Origin of the sequence: Agrobacterium vacciniicorymbosi, from assembly GCF_040427045.1 — a bacterium.
Classification (GTDB): domain Bacteria; phylum Pseudomonadota; class Alphaproteobacteria; order Rhizobiales; family Rhizobiaceae; genus Agrobacterium.
The window spans coordinates 107,805-124,441 of sequence record NZ_JBETMF010000007.1; the positions used below are offsets into that span (position 1 = coordinate 107,805).

The following is a 16,637-nucleotide window of genomic DNA, read 5'->3' on the forward strand; positions in this document are numbered from 1 at the left end:
TCGGCATCACTCCGTCGAAACCCCAACGCTTGGCTTTGCCATCAACTGTGCCAGCAGGCCCTCCCAGTTTCGCCTGCTGTGCCGACGCCAGTGGGCTGCATCTATGTGCGGATGGAACGCCGTTCGTGACGCATCCGAAACCGGCGTTTTGTCACGAAGACTGCGTAACGCCAGGGTTGCGACGCCAATTGCGCCGACCTCGGCCTGATCGCCACGCGTCACTGGTCGCTCGAGGATGTCCGCCTGCAATTGCATCAGAAAATCGTTGGAGGAAGCACCGCCATCCGCGAGCAGCCCTTCCAGTCGCGACCCGATATCTTTCTCCATCGCGGCGAAAACATCAGCAATCTGCAACACGATGGCCTCGAGTGTCGCCCGGGCGATGTGGGCGCGGGTCGTTGCCAGCGTCATGCCGGAAATGGTGCCCGAAACATTGTCATTCCAGTGTGGTGCACCAAGGCCCGCTAAGGCCGGAACGAAGGTAACTCCACCGCTGTCCGCAACTGTTTGTGCAAGATCAGAGAGCGCAGAGGCGTTGGGCAGACCCAGCATATCGGCAGCGAAAGTAGCAGCCTGCGCCGACACCGTGATATTGCCTTCGAGCGCGTAAACGACGCCGTCCCTGTCACTCCATGCAATCGTTGCGGAAAGACCGTTATTGGAAAGCACGCGTTGCGACGTCAACGTCATCAACGAAGATCCCGTGCCATATGTCGCCTTGACCAATCCCGGCTGCCGAACACCATGGCCATAAAGCGCGGCATGGCTGTCGCCCATCATGGCAAGGATCGGGACACCGGCTTTGAGGGCCGTAGCACCTTGCGCGACTTCGCCAAAACGGCTGTCCGAACTTCGAACATGCGGCAGCACCGATGACGGCACGCCGAACAAATCACACATATCTTCGTCCCACTGCAACGTGGCAGTGTTGAACAGTTGGGTGCGAGACGCATTGGAATGGTCCGTCGAGAATTCCTGTCCGCCCGTTAGCTTGTAAAGCAGCCAGCTATCTACGGTACCAGCGCGAAGGTGACCTTCGTCTGCAAGGCTCTTCGCTTCTGCCACGTTCTCCATAACCCAAGCCAGCTTGGAGGCCGGAAAGAGCGCATTGATGGAAAGGCCGGTTGCATCCACGACTGCAGGGTCCGCGCCGCTGGCGATCAGCCTTTCGCAAGCACTTGCCGTGCGGCGGCACTGCCAAAGGATCGCTGGCGCGACAGGCTTGCCGGTTGCCGCGTCCCACACCACCAGTGTTTCACGTTGGTTGGCGATTGCCAGTCCCGCGATGTCGAAGCTGCCGCTTCCGACGATCTCGGCAATAACCGCCTGAACACTGGACCAGATGTCGTCGGCGGATTGCTCAGCCCAGCTGGGTTTCGGATAGCTGGACTTCAAAGGCGCCGACGCCTTGGCCACCACCCTGCCCGTAGCATCCACCAAGATAGCTTTTGTGCTGCTTGTGCCCTGATCGATGGCTATGACATGCCCGCCGCTCATGCGCGTTTGCGTCCAATCGCCTTGCGTGCCGTTTTTGCAATCCCGGCAGGCGTCAGGCCGAAATGATCAAACAACCATTCCACTGAGCCCGTTGGAACGAAACCTGGAAAGCCCATCCGCTCCACTGGAACAGGCGTCGTTGCAGACGTATGTTCAGCCACCGCACCACCGAGACCGCCGTGAATATTGGCTTCCTCGATTGTCACGATCGCGCCAGTTTCATTCGCGGCGAGAGAAATCGCAGCCTCATCAAGCGGTGAAATCGTTGCCATGTTCAGAACGCGAGCCGAAATGCCCTCACTCTCCAGTTCCGCCGCCGCTTGGACAGCGAGATGGACCATGGTGCCGCAGGCTACGAGTGTAACGTCCGTGCCCGCACGCACCAGTTCAGCCTGACCGGGCTGGAATGTTCGGTCAGCTACGACAAGGTCGGGGACCGGCATGCGGCTCAGTCTGATATAGACAGGTCCCTCATGGGCTGCGGCCCATTTCACTGCCTCTGCCGTTTCCCAGGAATCGGCAGGCACGATGACCGTGATGTTGTGCAGGGGCCTCAGCCAAGCGAAATCCTCGATGGAATGGTGCGTTGGCCCCAATTCGCCATAGGCCACGCCCGAGGATTGGCCGACCAGTTTGACGTTGAAATTGGCATAGGCGATATCCGCCTTTATCTGCTCCAGCGCACGCCCAGTCAGAAAGCACGACGCGGCAGAGACGAAAGGAATTCGCCCGCCATTGGCAAGGCCCGCGCTGACGCCAACCATGTTCTGTTCGGCGATGCCGACATTGATCAACCGGTCGGGAAATGTCTTTTGAAAGCTACCCAGTTTCGAGGAGCCGACGGAGTCATTGACAACGGCGACAATCCGGGGGTCGTTGGCGGCCAGTTCTTCGATCGTGCGAGCCCAAGCGTCACGACAATCGTGAAAGCCTTCCTGTTTTACAGCGGGAGAAGCCATCAGACCAGTTCCTCCATAGCAATATTGTATTGTTCGGCATTAGGCACGCCATGGTGCCATGACGCCTTGTTTTCCATGAAGGACACACCCTTGCCCTTGATCGTGTTGGCGATGATGCAGAGAGGTTTCGTGCGCCCGCCAGGTTGCTCGGACAAAACGCTCACGAGAGCGTGAATGTCGTGGCCATCAACGATTTCGACATCCCAGCCAAAGGCGCGAAACTTGTCGTCGAGCGGGTCGAGACCATTGGTCTCCTCGGTGCCCAGGCCCTGTTGCAACCGGTTGCGATCCACGATCAGTGTGAACTTGCCAAGCTTGCGGTTGCCAGCCGTCATGGCGGCTTCCCAGTTCGACCCTTCCTGCAATTCGCCGTCGCCTGTCAGAACGAAAGTGCGGTAATCGCTGTTGGTCATCTGACCGGCAATTGCAATGCCGAGTGCCACCGGCACACCGTGACCCAGCGGCCCTGTATTGGTCTCTACACCGGGTAAATAGTTCCGGTTCGGGTGGCCGTTCAGTTTGGACTGCGGCTGCATATAAGTCTGCAGCCATTCTTCTGGATAATATCCGGCTGCGCAAAGCGCCGTATAAAGCGCCCCGGTCGCGTGCCCCTTCGACATGACGAAGCGATCCCGCTCCGCCATATCCGGCTTTTTCGGATCGTAGCGCATGATGCCGAAATAAAGGGTCGCGATAATGTCAATCGCCGAGAAGTCGCCGCCGGGATGGCCGAGCTGGGCATCGAAAACCATCTTGAAGGCCCTGCGGCGCATCCACAAGGCTTTCTCCCGGATCGTATCGGCGATGTCGTTCTTCAACATTGGTGTTGGCCTTTCAGTAGCAGTTCCGCGCTCTTTGGTTCGTCGCCTACATCGCGCCGAACAGAGCCTTCTGAGCGATCTTCAGCGCACCGATGGCATCGTGACGGCTCTGCGCTTCCCGCAACGCGTCGACGTCGAGCGCATCAAGCCCCTTCGACGCAGCCTTGAGGAAATCGATGGCATGGTTGGCGGTCGCAACGCTGTCTTCGCGGAACGGGAACTGGTCTAGTTGCCAGACGCCGTCCCACTTGTTCTTCCTCAGCACGTAGAAGAACTCGAAAAGTTCGATGGGATGCAGGCTGCCTGCCACGAGGTCATCATCCCAGGAACGGTAATTGTCGTTGACGTCCATACCGAACAAACGACCGTAATCGATAGCGAGCTGGGCGCTGTCGGCCGCGGATTCTCCGCCCATGATGGCATGGCCGAAATCTAGCAGGATACCGACATTCGGCAGGCCGATCTTCTCAATTCCCAGCAGGGTGCGGGCAACGGAGCCAAAACTCATCCGCACACGCGGCTCGCGTGGCTTGTATTCGATGACGAATTTGAGATCCGGATTTTCACTTGCCAGCTGACCGACACCATCGAGCGAATGCTTCCACAAGGTGCCGTAATCCACCTGGAACGGGTAGTCCCAGCCATCCTGACCGGGCCAGAGCTTGACGTAATCGGCGCCGAAATAACGAACCTGATCGCAGGCCTCCGTCACCAGCTCATGAGCTCGCCGACGTACCCCAGCATCCGGGTTGGTGAATGAGCCCTTGACGAATTCGCGCGTGTAAATTTCAGGCGTGATGCCAATAACACCAAGCTTGTTTCGATCCAGCGCTTCCTTCACTTGAGCGTTGGAAAAGTCTCCGCCAAAGAAGGGATAATTGATGTCGACGACAGACAGATCCTTGACCTGCCCCGCCAGATCGATCGCGTCGATGACGCTGCGCGGAGTGCCGTAACCGTCAGTGGCATAGCGGTCGAGATAGGTTGCGAAATGCCAGATACCGGCACCGTAACGTTGTTCGCTCATGTGTTTCCTCCATTTCACTCACCGACCGCAGATCACCTACGTTGGCGACCGCCCAAACGGTAAGACAAGACACTGCCATATGAGGCATTGACCAAAATTCGAGACCGTCTCCCAAAGCAAATTAAGCGCCAAGGAGGGCTGTTGATTGCTTTCGATCTCTTTCGTTTGATGAAGAATTTGCACAAATTATCGTCATGATCAAGTCATTTTATCGCGGATAAAATCGCGAATTTTGTTGCATCGCAACATTTATGGCGCCTATTCATTTCGATTGCCCGCGGAAAGTACCCGCAACAAAAATATATTGACAATAAACGAAAGTGATCAATAGTCTCAGCTCAAGCCACTGGAGGGTGGTGTATTCCTGGGAGGTAATTATGAAACTGACGAAGCGTCTATTGATGTCCGTGTTCGCTCTGGGTGTTGCCGGAGCTATGGCGGGAACCGCGCTGGCGGCCGATACCATCGCCATCATCACCCCAAGCCACGACAACCCGTTTTTCAAGGCTGAAGCAGACGGGGCTGCAGCCAAAGCGAAGGACCTGGGTTATGCGACGATGGTGCTTGTCCATGACGATGATGCCAACAAGCAGAACGAGCTGTTCGACAGCGCCATTGCTGCTGGCGTTAAAGCCATCATTCTCGATAATGCAGGTGCGGATGCATCTGTTGCAGCTGTACAGAAAGCCAAGGACAAAGGCATTCCCTCGTTCCTCATCGACCGCGAAATCACAACAACCGGCGTCGCCGTTTCACAAATCGTTTCCAATAATTATCAGGGTGCGCAGTTGGGGGCCGAAGAGTTCGTCAAGCTGATGGACGAGAAGGGTAACTATGCCGAGCTTATCGGCAAGGAATCCGACACCAATGCAGGCATTCGTTCCCAAGGCTACCATGACGTCATCGACCAGTATTCGGACATGAAGCTGGTGGCAAAGCAGACGGCAAACTGGTCGCAGACTGAAGCCTATACTGTGATGGAATCGATCCTTCAGGCTCACCCCGACATCAAGGGCGTGATTTCCGGCAACGACACCATGGCGATGGGTGCCTATGCTGCGCTAGAAGCGGCAGGGCGCAAGGATGTCATCGTTGTTGGCTTCGATGGATCCAACGATGTCCGTGACTCCATCAAGAAGGGTGGCATCAAGGCCACCGTCCTCCAACCTGCCTACCAGCAGGCGCAGCTGGCCGTCGAGCAGGCCGACAAGTTCATCAAGACGGGCAAGACTGGCCTTGAGGAAAAGCAATTGATGGATTGCATTCTTGTCAATGCTGACAACGCCTCCAAGCTCGAGACCTTCGCGCTGTCCAAGTAACACCGCCATCACCGCTCGGCCAAATACGTAGGCAGGGCGGTGACTGATTCGAAGAAGTGCGGGATACCGATGAAGATCAGAACCCTTTTTGTGGCAAGCCTGCTTGCTGCTTCCTTGTCCGGCTGCAAGTTTGTCAAGACCGATCACAGCGCTGGCACCGCTTCAGATCCGATTGCTGAGCTTGTGGAAACGACGTTTGATACAAAGCTCGTTCCGGCACTGGAACAGAAGGCCGTCGATCTGACTACGCTGCGCAACGCGATCAAGAACGGGCTCGACAAGGCAGGCGAAAACCAGGGCGTCCGCGTTGGTGGCGCTGGTGGGGGCTGGAATTTCGCAGTTAAAGGAAGCGGCACCGTTATCGATGAAAACCGCGCCTCGAAAGGTGCGACTGCGGAAATCGACCTCGACGGAGACGGAACCGCAGATGCGACGCTACAGCTGGGGCCAGTCATCAAGGGCACTGCGTTGCGGGATACGACGGCTCTCTATGATTTTTCGACGTTCCGCGATCAGATTGAATATGCAAAACTTGGCCGCGCGTTGAACGACAAGGCCGTCTCCAAGCTACCGGCGGCTGATATTTCGCTGAAAGGCAAGAAGATCAGTTTCCTTGGCGCGGTGGTGATCCGTTCCGCGAACGAAAAGCCTCTCGTCATGCCTGTTTCGATAGAGGTAGCGCCATGAGCGATGCTCAGACCGCTGCCCCTCATCCCATCGGCTTGTCGATCCGAAATGGCTCGAAAGTCTATCCCGGGACGCAGGCCCTCAAGAATGTCGATTTCGACCTGCGCATGGGGGCGGTCAACGTTCTCGTCGGCGAAAACGGTGCCGGCAAATCAACGCTGATGAAGATCATAGCGGGCGTTGAACAGTTGAACGGCGGAACGATTGAGCTGGATGGCCAGCAGGTCACATTCGCGGATAAATCCGACGCCGCAAAGCACGGCATCGGCATCGTCTTTCAGGAACTCAACCTGTTTCCCAACCTGACGGTGGCAGAAAACATCTTCGTGGGTCACGAAAAGACGATCAGTGGAATTCACATCGACAGCCGCGCCCAGACCGCTGCGGCACAAGCGCTGATGAAGCGTCTTGAGCAGGATATCGACCCCGGCACGCCGCTTGGGAACCTGCGGATAGGTCAGCAACAAATCGTTGAGATTGCCAAGGCGCTTGCTGGCGATGCGCGCATTCTGATCCTCGATGAGCCAACATCTGCGCTCTCGGCTGCCGAAGTGGAAGTTCTGTTCCGGGTCATCAATGATCTGAAGCGCCAAGGCGTCGGGATCGTCTATATCTCGCACCGGCTGGAAGAACTGATCCGTATCGGCGATTATATTACCGTTTTGCGCGACGGCGTCATCACAGGATCGCGCTCGATGCAGGGTGTGGACATACCCTGGATCGTCGCCAATATGATCGGTAGCGCGTCCAAGGAATTTCCGAAAACTGTCGAACATGCACTCGGCGAAGAAGTATTTCGTGTCGAGAACATTTGCCTTCCTAGCCCCGCTGGCGGTTACGCCGTGGACCATATGTCTCTGTCGGTTCGCGAAGGAGAAATCGTTGGCATGTACGGCCTGATGGGTGCAGGCCGGTCGGAGCTTCTGGAATGCATCATGGCGCAGCATCCAAACTCATCGGGTCGCCTTTTCATATCTGGAAAGCCGTTGAAGGAAAAAAGTGTTTCCGGACGCATCCGGCGTGGTCTGGCTCTGATACCGGAAGACAGAAAGCGCGATGGCTTGGTTCAGATCATGTCCATCCGCGAAAATCTGACAATGTCGTCGCTCTACGATTTCACGCGCGGGTTTCATCTGAACCTGAAGGCAGAGGCCGCGAAGGCTGCGGAATTCGTCAAGCGTATGGCGATCAAAATCGCCAGTCTCGAGCATCCCGTTTCCAGTCTTTCAGGCGGCAACCAGCAAAAGGTCGTCATCGGCAAGGCTTTAATGACAAAACCGAAAATCCTTCTGATGGACGAGCCATCGCGCGGGATCGACATCGGTGCAAAGGCGGAAATCTTTCGCACGATGCGACGTCTGGCTGGAGAAGGGCTGGGCATACTTTTCGTAACATCCGATCTGGAAGAGGTCCTCGCACTCTCAGATCGTATCCTCGTCATGGCAAATGGCAGGTTGGCGGGGCAATTCCCAGCAGGTGCCAATGCGGCGGACGTCATTTCTGCAGCAACGCCCAATCTCAACAGGGTTGAAACACAATGAGCAACATCGACGCTGCTAGCAATGTCAAGACTGTCATTGGGGGCTCAAGGTCCCGTACATCGGCGCTGTTGATGCTTCTGCACATGCGCACCTTTGTGGCGCTTATCCTCGTGTTTGCTTTTTTCGCTTTCGCGGCCCCGAATTTTCTTTCAACCGGCAACATGCTGATTATCTCAAAGCATGTGGCGCTGAATGCGCTTCTGGCCATCGGCATGACCTTTGTCATCATCGCGGGAGGCATCGACCTTTCGGTTGGTTCGATTGTCGGCCTTTGCGCCATGGTTGCGGGTTATCTCGTTCTTTACGGCATAGACCTAAACTTTCTCGGTCTGGCTTACAGCATCCAGTTCAACACGATCGAGATCTGCCTCATCGTTTTGGTGGTCGGCGTCTTCATCGGGTGGATCAACGGGCTGCTGATTACAAAGCTCAATGTCGCGCCTTTCATAGCAACGCTCGGCACGCTTTATGTGGCACGCGGCGCAGCGCTGCTCTTCTCCGATGGGCGAACCTTTCCGAACCTTGCCGGTAATCCCGAATACGGATCAGACACATTCCGCGTCATTGGCTCAGGCACGCTTTTCGGCCTTCCCGTTTCCGTCTGGATCATGGTTGTCGTTGCGCTTCTGGCTGCCTATCTCGCCAGCCGAACGCCACTCGGTCGGCACATTTATGCGGTTGGTGGAAACGAACGCGGCGCAGCTCTCTCAGGCGTCAGCGTGGATCGAATAAAGCTCTTCGTTTACATGTTCTCTGGAGTTTGCGCAGCACTGGTTGGCCTCATCATCTCCTCCCAATTACAGGCCAGCCACCCTGCAACAGGTGAAACCTTCGAACTAAACGCGATTGCGGCAGCGGTACTGGGCGGCACATCCATGTCCGGCGGTCGTGGGCGCATAGCAGGCACGATCGTTGGTGCTTTCGTCATAGGCATTCTTGCCGATGGCCTGATCATGATGGGCGTCTCGTCCTTCTGGCAGACGGTGATCAAGGGGCTTGTGATTATTGCGGCCGTCGTGGTCGATCAAATGCAGCAAAAGCTTCAGGCCCGCGTGGTTCTACAGCAGAATATCAATTGAGGATTGGAAGCTGAAGACCATTGCTGTAACGGTCTAACGAGGAGAATCGTTGTTTTGAGCGCTTTTCGAATTCTAAGTTTGGGTGGACCATAAATGGACGCGAAAGATGATCACGATGCTTCGGAATCGATGATCGGGCTGTTGTCGGAGCCAAGACGCCGCCGCATCCTCGAATGGGTCCAGGAAGAAGGTTCTGCCCGCGTCAGAGAACTGGCTGGGGCCTTCCGTGTGTCCGAAGCAACGATCCGACAGGACCTCGAAAGACTAGAGAACGAAGGTTTCATCACCCGCGAACACGGTGGGGCCTATCTCAACACGACCGCTCCTCAAACTGGCGCCATGACGCTTCATCATCAGGAGAATATGGATAAGAAGCGCCGTATAGGCGCTTTTGCCGCAAGCCTCGTCAAGGACGGAGAGACATTGATCCTGGATGCCGGGACCACCACGACCGAAATCGCGACACGGCTCAAAAGCCGACGTGACCTGACGCTGATTACAAACGCGCTCAACATCGCCATCATTCTCGGTTCAGTGCCCAGCTTCGCCGTTCACATGCCGGGCGGCCAGTTCAAATCCCCCACCCTTTCGCTTTCGGGCGACAAATCTGTCGAGTATTTTCGGAATATCTTCGCGGGAAAACTGTTTTTGGCGACCGCCGGTGTCGCACTGGACACAGGTTTGACCTATCCGAGCTTCGCAGATCTTCAACTCAAAGAGGCTATGATCAAAGCCGCTGCCCACGTCTATCTCGTTGCCGATTCCACCAAAATCAATCGGTCGTCCTTTACACGCCTGGGCTCGCTGGATGTCATACATTCGTTCATCACCGATGACGGTATTTCTGACCGAGACGCCCGCGAGTTTGAAAAACGTGGCATCGAAGTATTAATAGCCAAGTAATGCCTTCTGATCGAAGGTCAGGACCAAGTTCACCGCCACCTAACGAAAAATCCATTGAGGAACCGCCTCACGATTCACACCGCGTGTTTCGCGCCCCTGACCATTGCGCAAGCTCCTGCTCTGCCCGCTCCAATGCGCTGTAATTGAGGAGTTTCCGCAGGAATGCCACCGTCACCGCTCGAGTGCGGAGATTGTATTGGCCTCCGGGCTCACCGTCGCCACTCGTCTGGTAGACGTTGAGCTTTTCATAAAGGCTTTGGAGGCGGTTCTGGACGCTTCTGAGGGACAGGTTGCGACGACGGGCTATGGTCTTGTCCGTCAGACCAAGAGCGACGTCGATAAGGATTTCGTATTCGGAATCGCTGAAGCCCCTGACGCGGCCAAGGCTTTTTTCCTGCATTCCGCGGACTTCGCGGTCGATGACGCATTGGGCTTCGATGAAGATGCTGCGGAGCGCAAGGCGCAGACGCTCGTCCGAAGCGGACTTGAGCACATAACCATAGGCGGCACCATCAGGCACGATGCGGGAGACGCCCCTCACATAGGCCTCATCGGAGTAATTCGACCAGAACAGAATGCGGGTATCAGGGCGCTCCTTCCAGATGGTGCGCGCGGCCTCGATGCCGTTGCGCTCGCCCATCTGCAAATCCATGACGATATGGGCTGAGCGATTTTCCCGCGCCAGCTTTTCGCCCGTCTTGCCGTTTTCCGCTTCGATGACGTGATTGCATTCTGGAAGTGCAGCGCGCACCGCTTCGTTCAGATAGGAGCGATGGAGAACGTCATCTTCCACGATCAGTACTTCCATCTCACGTTTCCCCGAATATCTGCGCGTTGTCAGGCAAGGTAATGCTGACGAAAGTTCCTGGCCCCTGCCGGTTGTGCCCCATCTCGAAGCGGGCGGAGATCAGGCGGGCGCGGGTCTTCATGTTGCCGATGCCATGGCCGTGAACGGCGGCGTGTTTGCCGCAGCCGCTGCCATCGTCGCTGACGATGATGCGCAGATGACCATCGATGGGTTGGATATGCACGCTAATATTCTTCGGCTGGCCATGGCGGATGGCATTGTTGACGGCCTCCTGCACGATGCGAAACACGGAGGTTGCCACCGTCTGCTCCAGCGCTTCGATCCGGCCATCCGTTTCATCGACCACACTCCATTCGATTGCCAGACCGCTGTCGCGCACCGAGCGTTCCAGATCGTTCTCAATGGCCTGAACAACGCCGAAAAGCTGGAGGATCGAGGGCTTGGCCTCCTCGATGATCTGTCGCAAATCCTGCATGGAGTGCTGCAGGCTGCGCGCCAGCGGCTCGAGCATTTCTCCGGAAAGATCGGAGATGTGGGTCATCTGCTCCATGCGGCGCGCAAGCCGGGTGAGATCAGCAAGGGTCTGATCGTGCAAATCCATGCCGATGCGCTGGCGTTCTGCCTCCAAGGCTTGCGTCAGTTTCAGCGCGCCGAGGCGCAATCCTTCTTCGCGTGCATGGGCCTCGGCCTCCACGATGGCGGACCGTTTGGCCTGATCTGCTGCACGGATGGCGAAAAAATACGGCGCCAGCAGGTCAGCTACCGCGCGGGCATTGGCCACGTCTTCCATGGTGTAGGCATTCGCCTCCAGTGACGAGCAACTGAGCGCGCCGATGATATCGCCATGGACCTTCATCGGAACATGCAGGCGGCTGTGAAGACCGAGTTCTATGATTGGGCTGGAGAAGGAGCCTTCGAAATGAAAGCGCGGATCGCAGCATGCATCGCCACTCAGCAGAAAATCGACTTGCCCGGCTAGAAGGGAGCGAATGGGGCTACCGGTGAGTAGTGCTGGCGGCTGCTGGCTCCAGGCGCTGTCCATGCCACTCTCATAAGCAATATGATATTTGCCATCGATGAGCTTGATGCAGACGTCCAAATGATCATGCGGAATGATGTGGGTAATTTCGGTGTCGACGGCCTGAATGATGGCATTGAATTCCAGCTGCCCGGCCAGCAGCCGCGAAATGCCCATATAATGGTGAAACAGCGATGATCGTGGTGTGTCGAGCATTGGCGGACGCCCTCCCAAGCGTCTGCAACATGGCCTGAAGTCGCAATCGACCTCAGGCCACATATCTTGCGCCGTCGTGGCGCTTGCGTCCTGCGGAAACCCGCATAAATTCTGCGGGAACCCGCAACCAGATTGCCTTGAACAGCCTGTACATCAAAGGCTTTCCCGGTCATGCTTATTTAGTACTGGGGAAAGGAGCCCCGGTGCAACGGGAATCTCAGCTCAACGTCGAGGAGGCGTCGCGAAGGTTTCTTTGCCCGGAGACGGGTGGGCCACTAGGGAGGAAAATCAATGGCTATCAGGAAGATGCTTCTGGCATCGGTTGCTGTCGCATGTGCGACCTTACCGATGACCGCACATGCCGAGACATCAAGCAAAAAAATTGCGCTTTCGAACAATTACGCGGGCAATTCATGGCGCCAGGCCATGCTGACCAGCTGGGACAAGATTACCAAGGACGCCGTCAAGGCTGGCACCGTTGCCGCTGCCGACCCGTTCACGACAGCGGAAAATCAGGCAACCGAACAGGCGGCCCAGATTCAGAACCTCATTCTGCAAGGCTATGATGCCATTGTCATCAACGCTGCTTCGCCGACCGCGCTGAACGGCGCCATCAAAGAAGCATGCGATGCCGGTATCACCGTCGTATCCTTCGACGGCACCGTGACCGAGCCCTGCGCATGGCGCATTGCCGTGGACTTCAAGGCCATGGGTGAAAGCCAGATCGATTACCTTGCGAAGAAAATGCCGAAGGGCGGCAACCTGCTTGAAATTCGTGGGCTTGCCGGTGTGTCCGTCGATGACGAAATTCACGCAGGTATTGCCGCTGGTGTTGCCAAGAACACGCAGTTCAAGATCGTCGGTTCTGTGAACGGCGACTGGGCGCAGGATGTGGCACAGCGCGCTGTTGCCGGTATTCTGCCAAGCCTGCCGGAAGTGGCGGCCGTCGTCACCCAGGGTGGGGATGGTTACGGTGCTGCACAGGCATTTGCCGCAGCCAAGCGTCCGACACCAACTATCGTCATGGGCAACCGTGAAGACGAGTTGCAGTGGTGGAAGCAGCAGAAGGATGCCAGCGGGTATGAGACCATGTCGGTTTCCATCGCCCCCGGCGTCTCCACACTCGCTTTCTGGGTCGCACAGCAAATCCTCGACGGCAAGGACGTGAAAAAAGATTTGACCGTTCCGTTCCTGCGCATCGATCAGGCCAATCTTGAGGAGAACCTCAAGAACACCCAGAAGGGCGGCGTCGCAAACGTCGAATACAGCCTGGAAGATGCACAGAAGGTCATCGCCTCCGCAAAGTAAGCGCAGACCCTCCCAGCACCAAGACATCGCAGTGCCGCCCGGCGGCGCTGCGATGGATGTAAAGCCGTGGCGTAAAGCCGCAAAACTGGCGTAACTGCTCATGAACGAAGTGATATCCACACAGGAAGTCGTCGCAGCGCGGGGCGTGAAGGTGGTGTTCGGTGCCGTCAAAGCGCTGGATGGTGCCGATCTCGTCATTCGCTCCCGCGAGTGCCTTGGCCTCGTCGGCCACAATGGCGCGGGAAAATCCACCATCGTCAACGTCATCAATGGCGGGCTGACGCCGCATGAGGGCTCCGTCTCCTATGGCGGCAAGCCGAGCAGCTATGGCATTGCCGCAGCGCGGGCAAGCGGCGTGCGCTGTGTGTTTCAGGAACTGTCGCTCTGCCCCAATCTGACGATCAACGAAAATGTCCGCATCATGCATACCGACATGAAGGGCAGCAATTGGCGCAGCCGCGCGCTTTCTCTCATCAGTAAAAAGCTGGACGAGATATTTCCCGGCCATGGGATTGATTGCGATCTGACCATTTCGGAACTCTCCATCGCCGAACGGCAGATGGTGGAAATTGCCATCAACTTTGCAGGCGTCAACGAACAGCCGAAGCTGGTCATTCTCGATGAGCCGACATCATCGCTGGATGCGGGGCTTGCCGAACAGTTGATGGATTATGTGCGCCGCTTCGTGCGCACCGGCGGCGCGGTGCTGCTGATTTCCCATATTCTCGGCGAAATTCTTTCCACAGCAACCCGTGTCGTCGTGATGAAGGACGGCAAAGTGGTGGCAGATCGCCCGGCCGCGGAGTTTTCCAATAAGACCCTTGTGGAAGCCATGGGCAGTGTCGTGAAAGAGCAGGGCTGGAAGCGTTCACTGGAACGCAAGGCTGGCCCGACCGCCCTGTCCATGCCGCCGAGAAAAGGACAGGGATTACCTTTCGAGGCATACCGCGGCGAGATCATCGGGCTAGCAGGTCTCGGTGGCCACGGACAGACGGAAGCCTTGCTGGACCTTTATCTCTCCCGCAATAGCAGCTGGTTTCCGACGCGGCATCAGGGCATCGCCTTCGTTGCCGGCGACCGAAGCCTGAACGGCACGTTTCCGCTGTGGAGCATTCTGAAAAATCTAAGCATCGCATCCCTGCGCGACTTTTCACCTGCAGGTCTCGTCAATCGCGCCAGGGAAGACGAACTCGGGGCCAGCTGGAAAAAGCGGATCGAAATCCGCACACCCGATGTCGACAACAAAATCCTCTCTCTGTCAGGCGGCAACCAGCAAAAGGTGCTGTTTGCCCGCGCATTGGCAACCACAGCCAGCACCGTGCTGATGGACGACCCGATGCGTGGCGTCGATATCGGCACCAAGCAGGAGGTCTACGACATCCTGCGCAGCGAAGCCGCCAATGGCCGAACCTTCATCTGGTACTCGACCGAAATGGACGAAATCCGCCTGTGCGACCGCGTCTATGTGTTTCGCGAGGGCAGCATTCAGGCTGAACTCACCGGCGATGACATCAACGAACAGGCAGTGCTTGCTGCATCTTTTTCCGGGGACGCGCACGCATGAAACTTTCCGCCAACGCCCTACGCCTCATCATTCCGGCCGCATCTCTCGCCGTGCTGTTGATCGCCGTATTCTACATGCAGCCACGCGCCATGAGCTATACGGGCCTCAACCTGCTGTTCAATCTGGCCGTTCCCATAGCGCTTGCGACAATCGCACAGATGCTGATCATGTCGGTCAACGATCTCGATCTATCCATGGGAACCTTCGTCAGCTTCTGCGCCTGTGTTACCGCGACGTTTCTGCAAACCTCGCCGGTGGTCGGCATCCTCATTTTTGCAGCCGCCATTGCTGTTTATGCCGCCATGGGCGCGATCATCCATATCCGTGCGCTGCCCTCCATCGTCGTGACTTTGGGCATGAGCTTTGTCTGGGGCGGGCTGGCCGTTCTGTTGTTGCCATCCCCGGGCGGTCAGGCACCTGTGTGGATACGCACGATCATGACGGCGAAGCCGCCCTTCATCCCCATGGCCATCGTCGCCAGCATCGTGATTGCCGCCATTGCCCATTACATCGTCATGCGCTCGTCCTTTGGCGTGCTGATGCGCGGTGTGGGAGGCAATTTCAGGTCGGTTGAACGCTCCGGCTGGTCTGTCATCGGCATCCGCGCCGCGACATTTGCGCTAGCTGGTTTCTTCGCCGTGCTGGCAGGCATTGCGCTGGTCGGCCTCACCACCTCGGCGGATGCCAATATCGCACTGCGTTACACGCTGCTCTCCATTGCCGGTGTCATTCTGGGCGGCGGTGAATTCGTCGGCGGTCGCGTCTCGCCCATCGGTGCCGTCATCGGTGCTTTGACGCTGACGCTTGCGGGCTCGTTCCTGTCCTTCATGCGCATTTCGCCGGATTGGCAGATCGGTGCGCAGGGCGCCATCCTCATCGTCGTGCTCGGCCTTCGCCTACTGCTGAACCGCCTCGAAAAGCGGGAGAAAAACCAATGAGTGCCTTGCAGAGATTTTCGAAGAAACCGTGGATCTGGTCTTTCGCTGCCACGATTGCGGTGTGGATCATCACCGTGCTGTTTACCGGCGGTTCCAGCTCCTTCGGCCTATCGCATGCGGCACTGACATTTGCGGCCTTTTCCGTCATCGTCGGCATCGGCCAGATGTTCGTCATCACGCTTGGCCCCGGCAATATTGATCTGTGCGTACCGGCTACCATGACGCTATCCGGTACTGTTGCCCTGAAGTTCATGGATGTCTCTGACAACCTCATCCTGCCGGGGCTGCTGGTTGCCATCGGCATCGGTGTTGCGGTTGGCATCGGCAATTATGCGCTCATCAAACTTCTGCGCATCCCACCCATCATCGCCACCTTGTCCATGAGCTTCATCGTGCAATCAACGGCCATCTGGACCAACCGCGGCCTGCGCATCAAGCCGCCGCAGATGCTGGCAGACTTCGCCATCTCCAGCACCTTCGGCATCCCCAACGTCGCCCTCGTTGCACTGCTGCTTTCGGCAATCGCCTGGGTTCTCCTTGATCGCAGCTTTTACGGACGCTGGATATCCGCCATCGGCCAAAGCACCTTTGCCGCCAGGATGACAGGCATACCGGTGGATGGCACGCGCTTCATCACCTACGTGCTTTGCGCCGTCCTTGCAGCCATCGCGGGCTATCTGCTGGCCAGCTTCTCCGGCGGCGCCGCGCTTAACATGGGTGCCGAGTATCTGCTGATGTCGATTGCCGTCGTCGTCATCGGCGGCACGGCGGTTGCGGGTGGCGATTCCAATGTTCCGGGCATCTGGGGCGCATCGCTTTTCATGTTCCTCGTCGTGTCCATGCTCAACACCTACGGGTTCGGTGCGGGCATTCGCCTCATTCTGACAGGCCTTATCATCATCTCCGTCATTCTTCTTGCGAGCGGCCCTAAAAAGCTGCGCTGAACGCGACC

15 protein-coding genes are annotated in these 16,637 nt (G+C 57.1%); 9 read left to right on the forward strand and 6 right to left on the reverse strand.

The window, feature by feature from the left end; translation table 11 throughout:
* Window positions 1–6 precede the first annotated feature (6 nt).
* From ABUK73_RS12845 to ABUK73_RS12860, 4 genes are read right to left on the reverse strand one after another with little or no spacing between them, the layout of a single operon-like run.
* Window positions 7–1,497 (reverse strand): FGGY-family carbohydrate kinase, encoded by a 1,491-nt coding sequence (locus ABUK73_RS12845; protein WP_353577620.1) that lies wholly within the window; start codon window positions 1,495–1,497, stop codon window positions 7–9.
* Window positions 1,494–2,456, reverse strand: a complete 963-nt coding sequence (locus ABUK73_RS12850) for a transketolase family protein (RefSeq protein ID WP_353577621.1) — start codon at window positions 2,454–2,456, stop codon at window positions 1,494–1,496. The genes ABUK73_RS12845 and ABUK73_RS12850 overlap by 4 nt, the downstream gene beginning before the upstream one ends.
* A complete protein-coding gene (locus ABUK73_RS12855; RefSeq protein ID WP_353577622.1) occupies window positions 2,456–3,277 on the reverse strand; it encodes a transketolase in 822 nt (273 codons plus the stop codon). Before ABUK73_RS12855 ends, ABUK73_RS12850 begins: the two co-directional genes overlap by 1 nt.
* 46 nt (window positions 3,278–3,323) lie before the next feature.
* Window positions 3,324–4,304, reverse strand: coding sequence for a sugar phosphate isomerase/epimerase family protein (locus ABUK73_RS12860; protein WP_353577623.1), 981 nt, complete (start codon window positions 4,302–4,304; stop codon window positions 3,324–3,326).
* Between the two features lie 377 nt (window positions 4,305–4,681).
* On the opposite strand from ABUK73_RS12860, the gene ABUK73_RS12865 reads away from it, so the two are divergent.
* From ABUK73_RS12865 to ABUK73_RS12885, 5 genes are all read left to right on the forward strand, one after another.
* Window positions 4,682–5,623: a D-ribose ABC transporter substrate-binding protein gene (locus tag ABUK73_RS12865; protein WP_353577624.1), complete on the forward strand. Its 942-nt coding sequence runs from the start codon at window positions 4,682–4,684 to the stop codon at window positions 5,621–5,623.
* A 69-nt stretch (window positions 5,624–5,692) separates the two neighbouring features.
* Window positions 5,693–6,310 carry a DUF2291 family protein gene (locus ABUK73_RS12870; RefSeq protein WP_353577625.1) on the forward strand — a complete coding sequence of 206 codons (618 nt, stop codon included), beginning with the start codon at window positions 5,693–5,695 and terminating at the stop codon, window positions 6,308–6,310.
* A complete protein-coding gene (locus ABUK73_RS12875; protein WP_353577626.1) occupies window positions 6,307–7,851 on the forward strand; it encodes a sugar ABC transporter ATP-binding protein in 1,545 nt (514 codons plus the stop codon). Before ABUK73_RS12870 ends, ABUK73_RS12875 begins: the two co-directional genes overlap by 4 nt.
* Before the next feature lie 71 nt (window positions 7,852–7,922).
* Window positions 7,923–8,930 (forward strand): ABC transporter permease, encoded by a 1,008-nt coding sequence (locus ABUK73_RS12880; RefSeq protein ID WP_454892369.1) that lies wholly within the window; start codon window positions 7,923–7,925, stop codon window positions 8,928–8,930.
* Window positions 8,931–9,023: 93 nt separating this feature from the next.
* Window positions 9,024–9,833: a DeoR/GlpR family DNA-binding transcription regulator gene (locus ABUK73_RS12885; RefSeq protein ID WP_353577628.1), complete on the forward strand. Its 810-nt coding sequence runs from the start codon at window positions 9,024–9,026 to the stop codon at window positions 9,831–9,833.
* Window positions 9,834–9,900: 67 nt separating this feature from the next.
* Here ABUK73_RS12885 and ABUK73_RS12890 read toward each other — a convergent pair whose 3' ends face one another.
* Window positions 9,901–10,641, reverse strand: a complete 741-nt coding sequence (locus ABUK73_RS12890) for a response regulator transcription factor (RefSeq protein WP_353577629.1) — start codon at window positions 10,639–10,641, stop codon at window positions 9,901–9,903.
* Between the two features lies 1 nt (window position 10,642).
* Window positions 10,643–11,875 (reverse strand): GAF domain-containing sensor histidine kinase, encoded by a 1,233-nt coding sequence (locus tag ABUK73_RS12895; protein WP_353577630.1) that lies wholly within the window; start codon window positions 11,873–11,875, stop codon window positions 10,643–10,645.
* Window positions 11,876–12,166: 291 nt separating this feature from the next.
* On the opposite strand from ABUK73_RS12895, the gene ABUK73_RS12900 reads away from it, so the two are divergent.
* The 4 genes from ABUK73_RS12900 (at window position 12,167) to ABUK73_RS12915 (ending at window position 16,629) form a co-directional block, all read left to right on the forward strand.
* On the forward strand, window positions 12,167–13,183 hold the full coding sequence (locus ABUK73_RS12900; protein ID WP_353577631.1) for an ABC transporter substrate-binding protein: 1,017 nt from the start codon (window positions 12,167–12,169) through the stop codon (window positions 13,181–13,183).
* Window positions 13,184–13,283: 100 nt separating this feature from the next.
* Window positions 13,284–14,747, forward strand: coding sequence for a sugar ABC transporter ATP-binding protein (locus ABUK73_RS12905; protein ID WP_353577632.1), 1,464 nt, complete (start codon window positions 13,284–13,286; stop codon window positions 14,745–14,747).
* Window positions 14,744–15,685, forward strand: coding sequence for an ABC transporter permease (locus ABUK73_RS12910; protein ID WP_353577633.1), 942 nt, complete (start codon window positions 14,744–14,746; stop codon window positions 15,683–15,685). The genes ABUK73_RS12905 and ABUK73_RS12910 overlap by 4 nt, the downstream gene beginning before the upstream one ends.
* Window positions 15,682–16,629, forward strand: coding sequence for an ABC transporter permease (locus tag ABUK73_RS12915; RefSeq protein WP_353577634.1), 948 nt, complete (start codon window positions 15,682–15,684; stop codon window positions 16,627–16,629). The genes ABUK73_RS12910 and ABUK73_RS12915 overlap by 4 nt, the downstream gene beginning before the upstream one ends.
* Window positions 16,630–16,637: the final 8 nt, after the last annotated feature.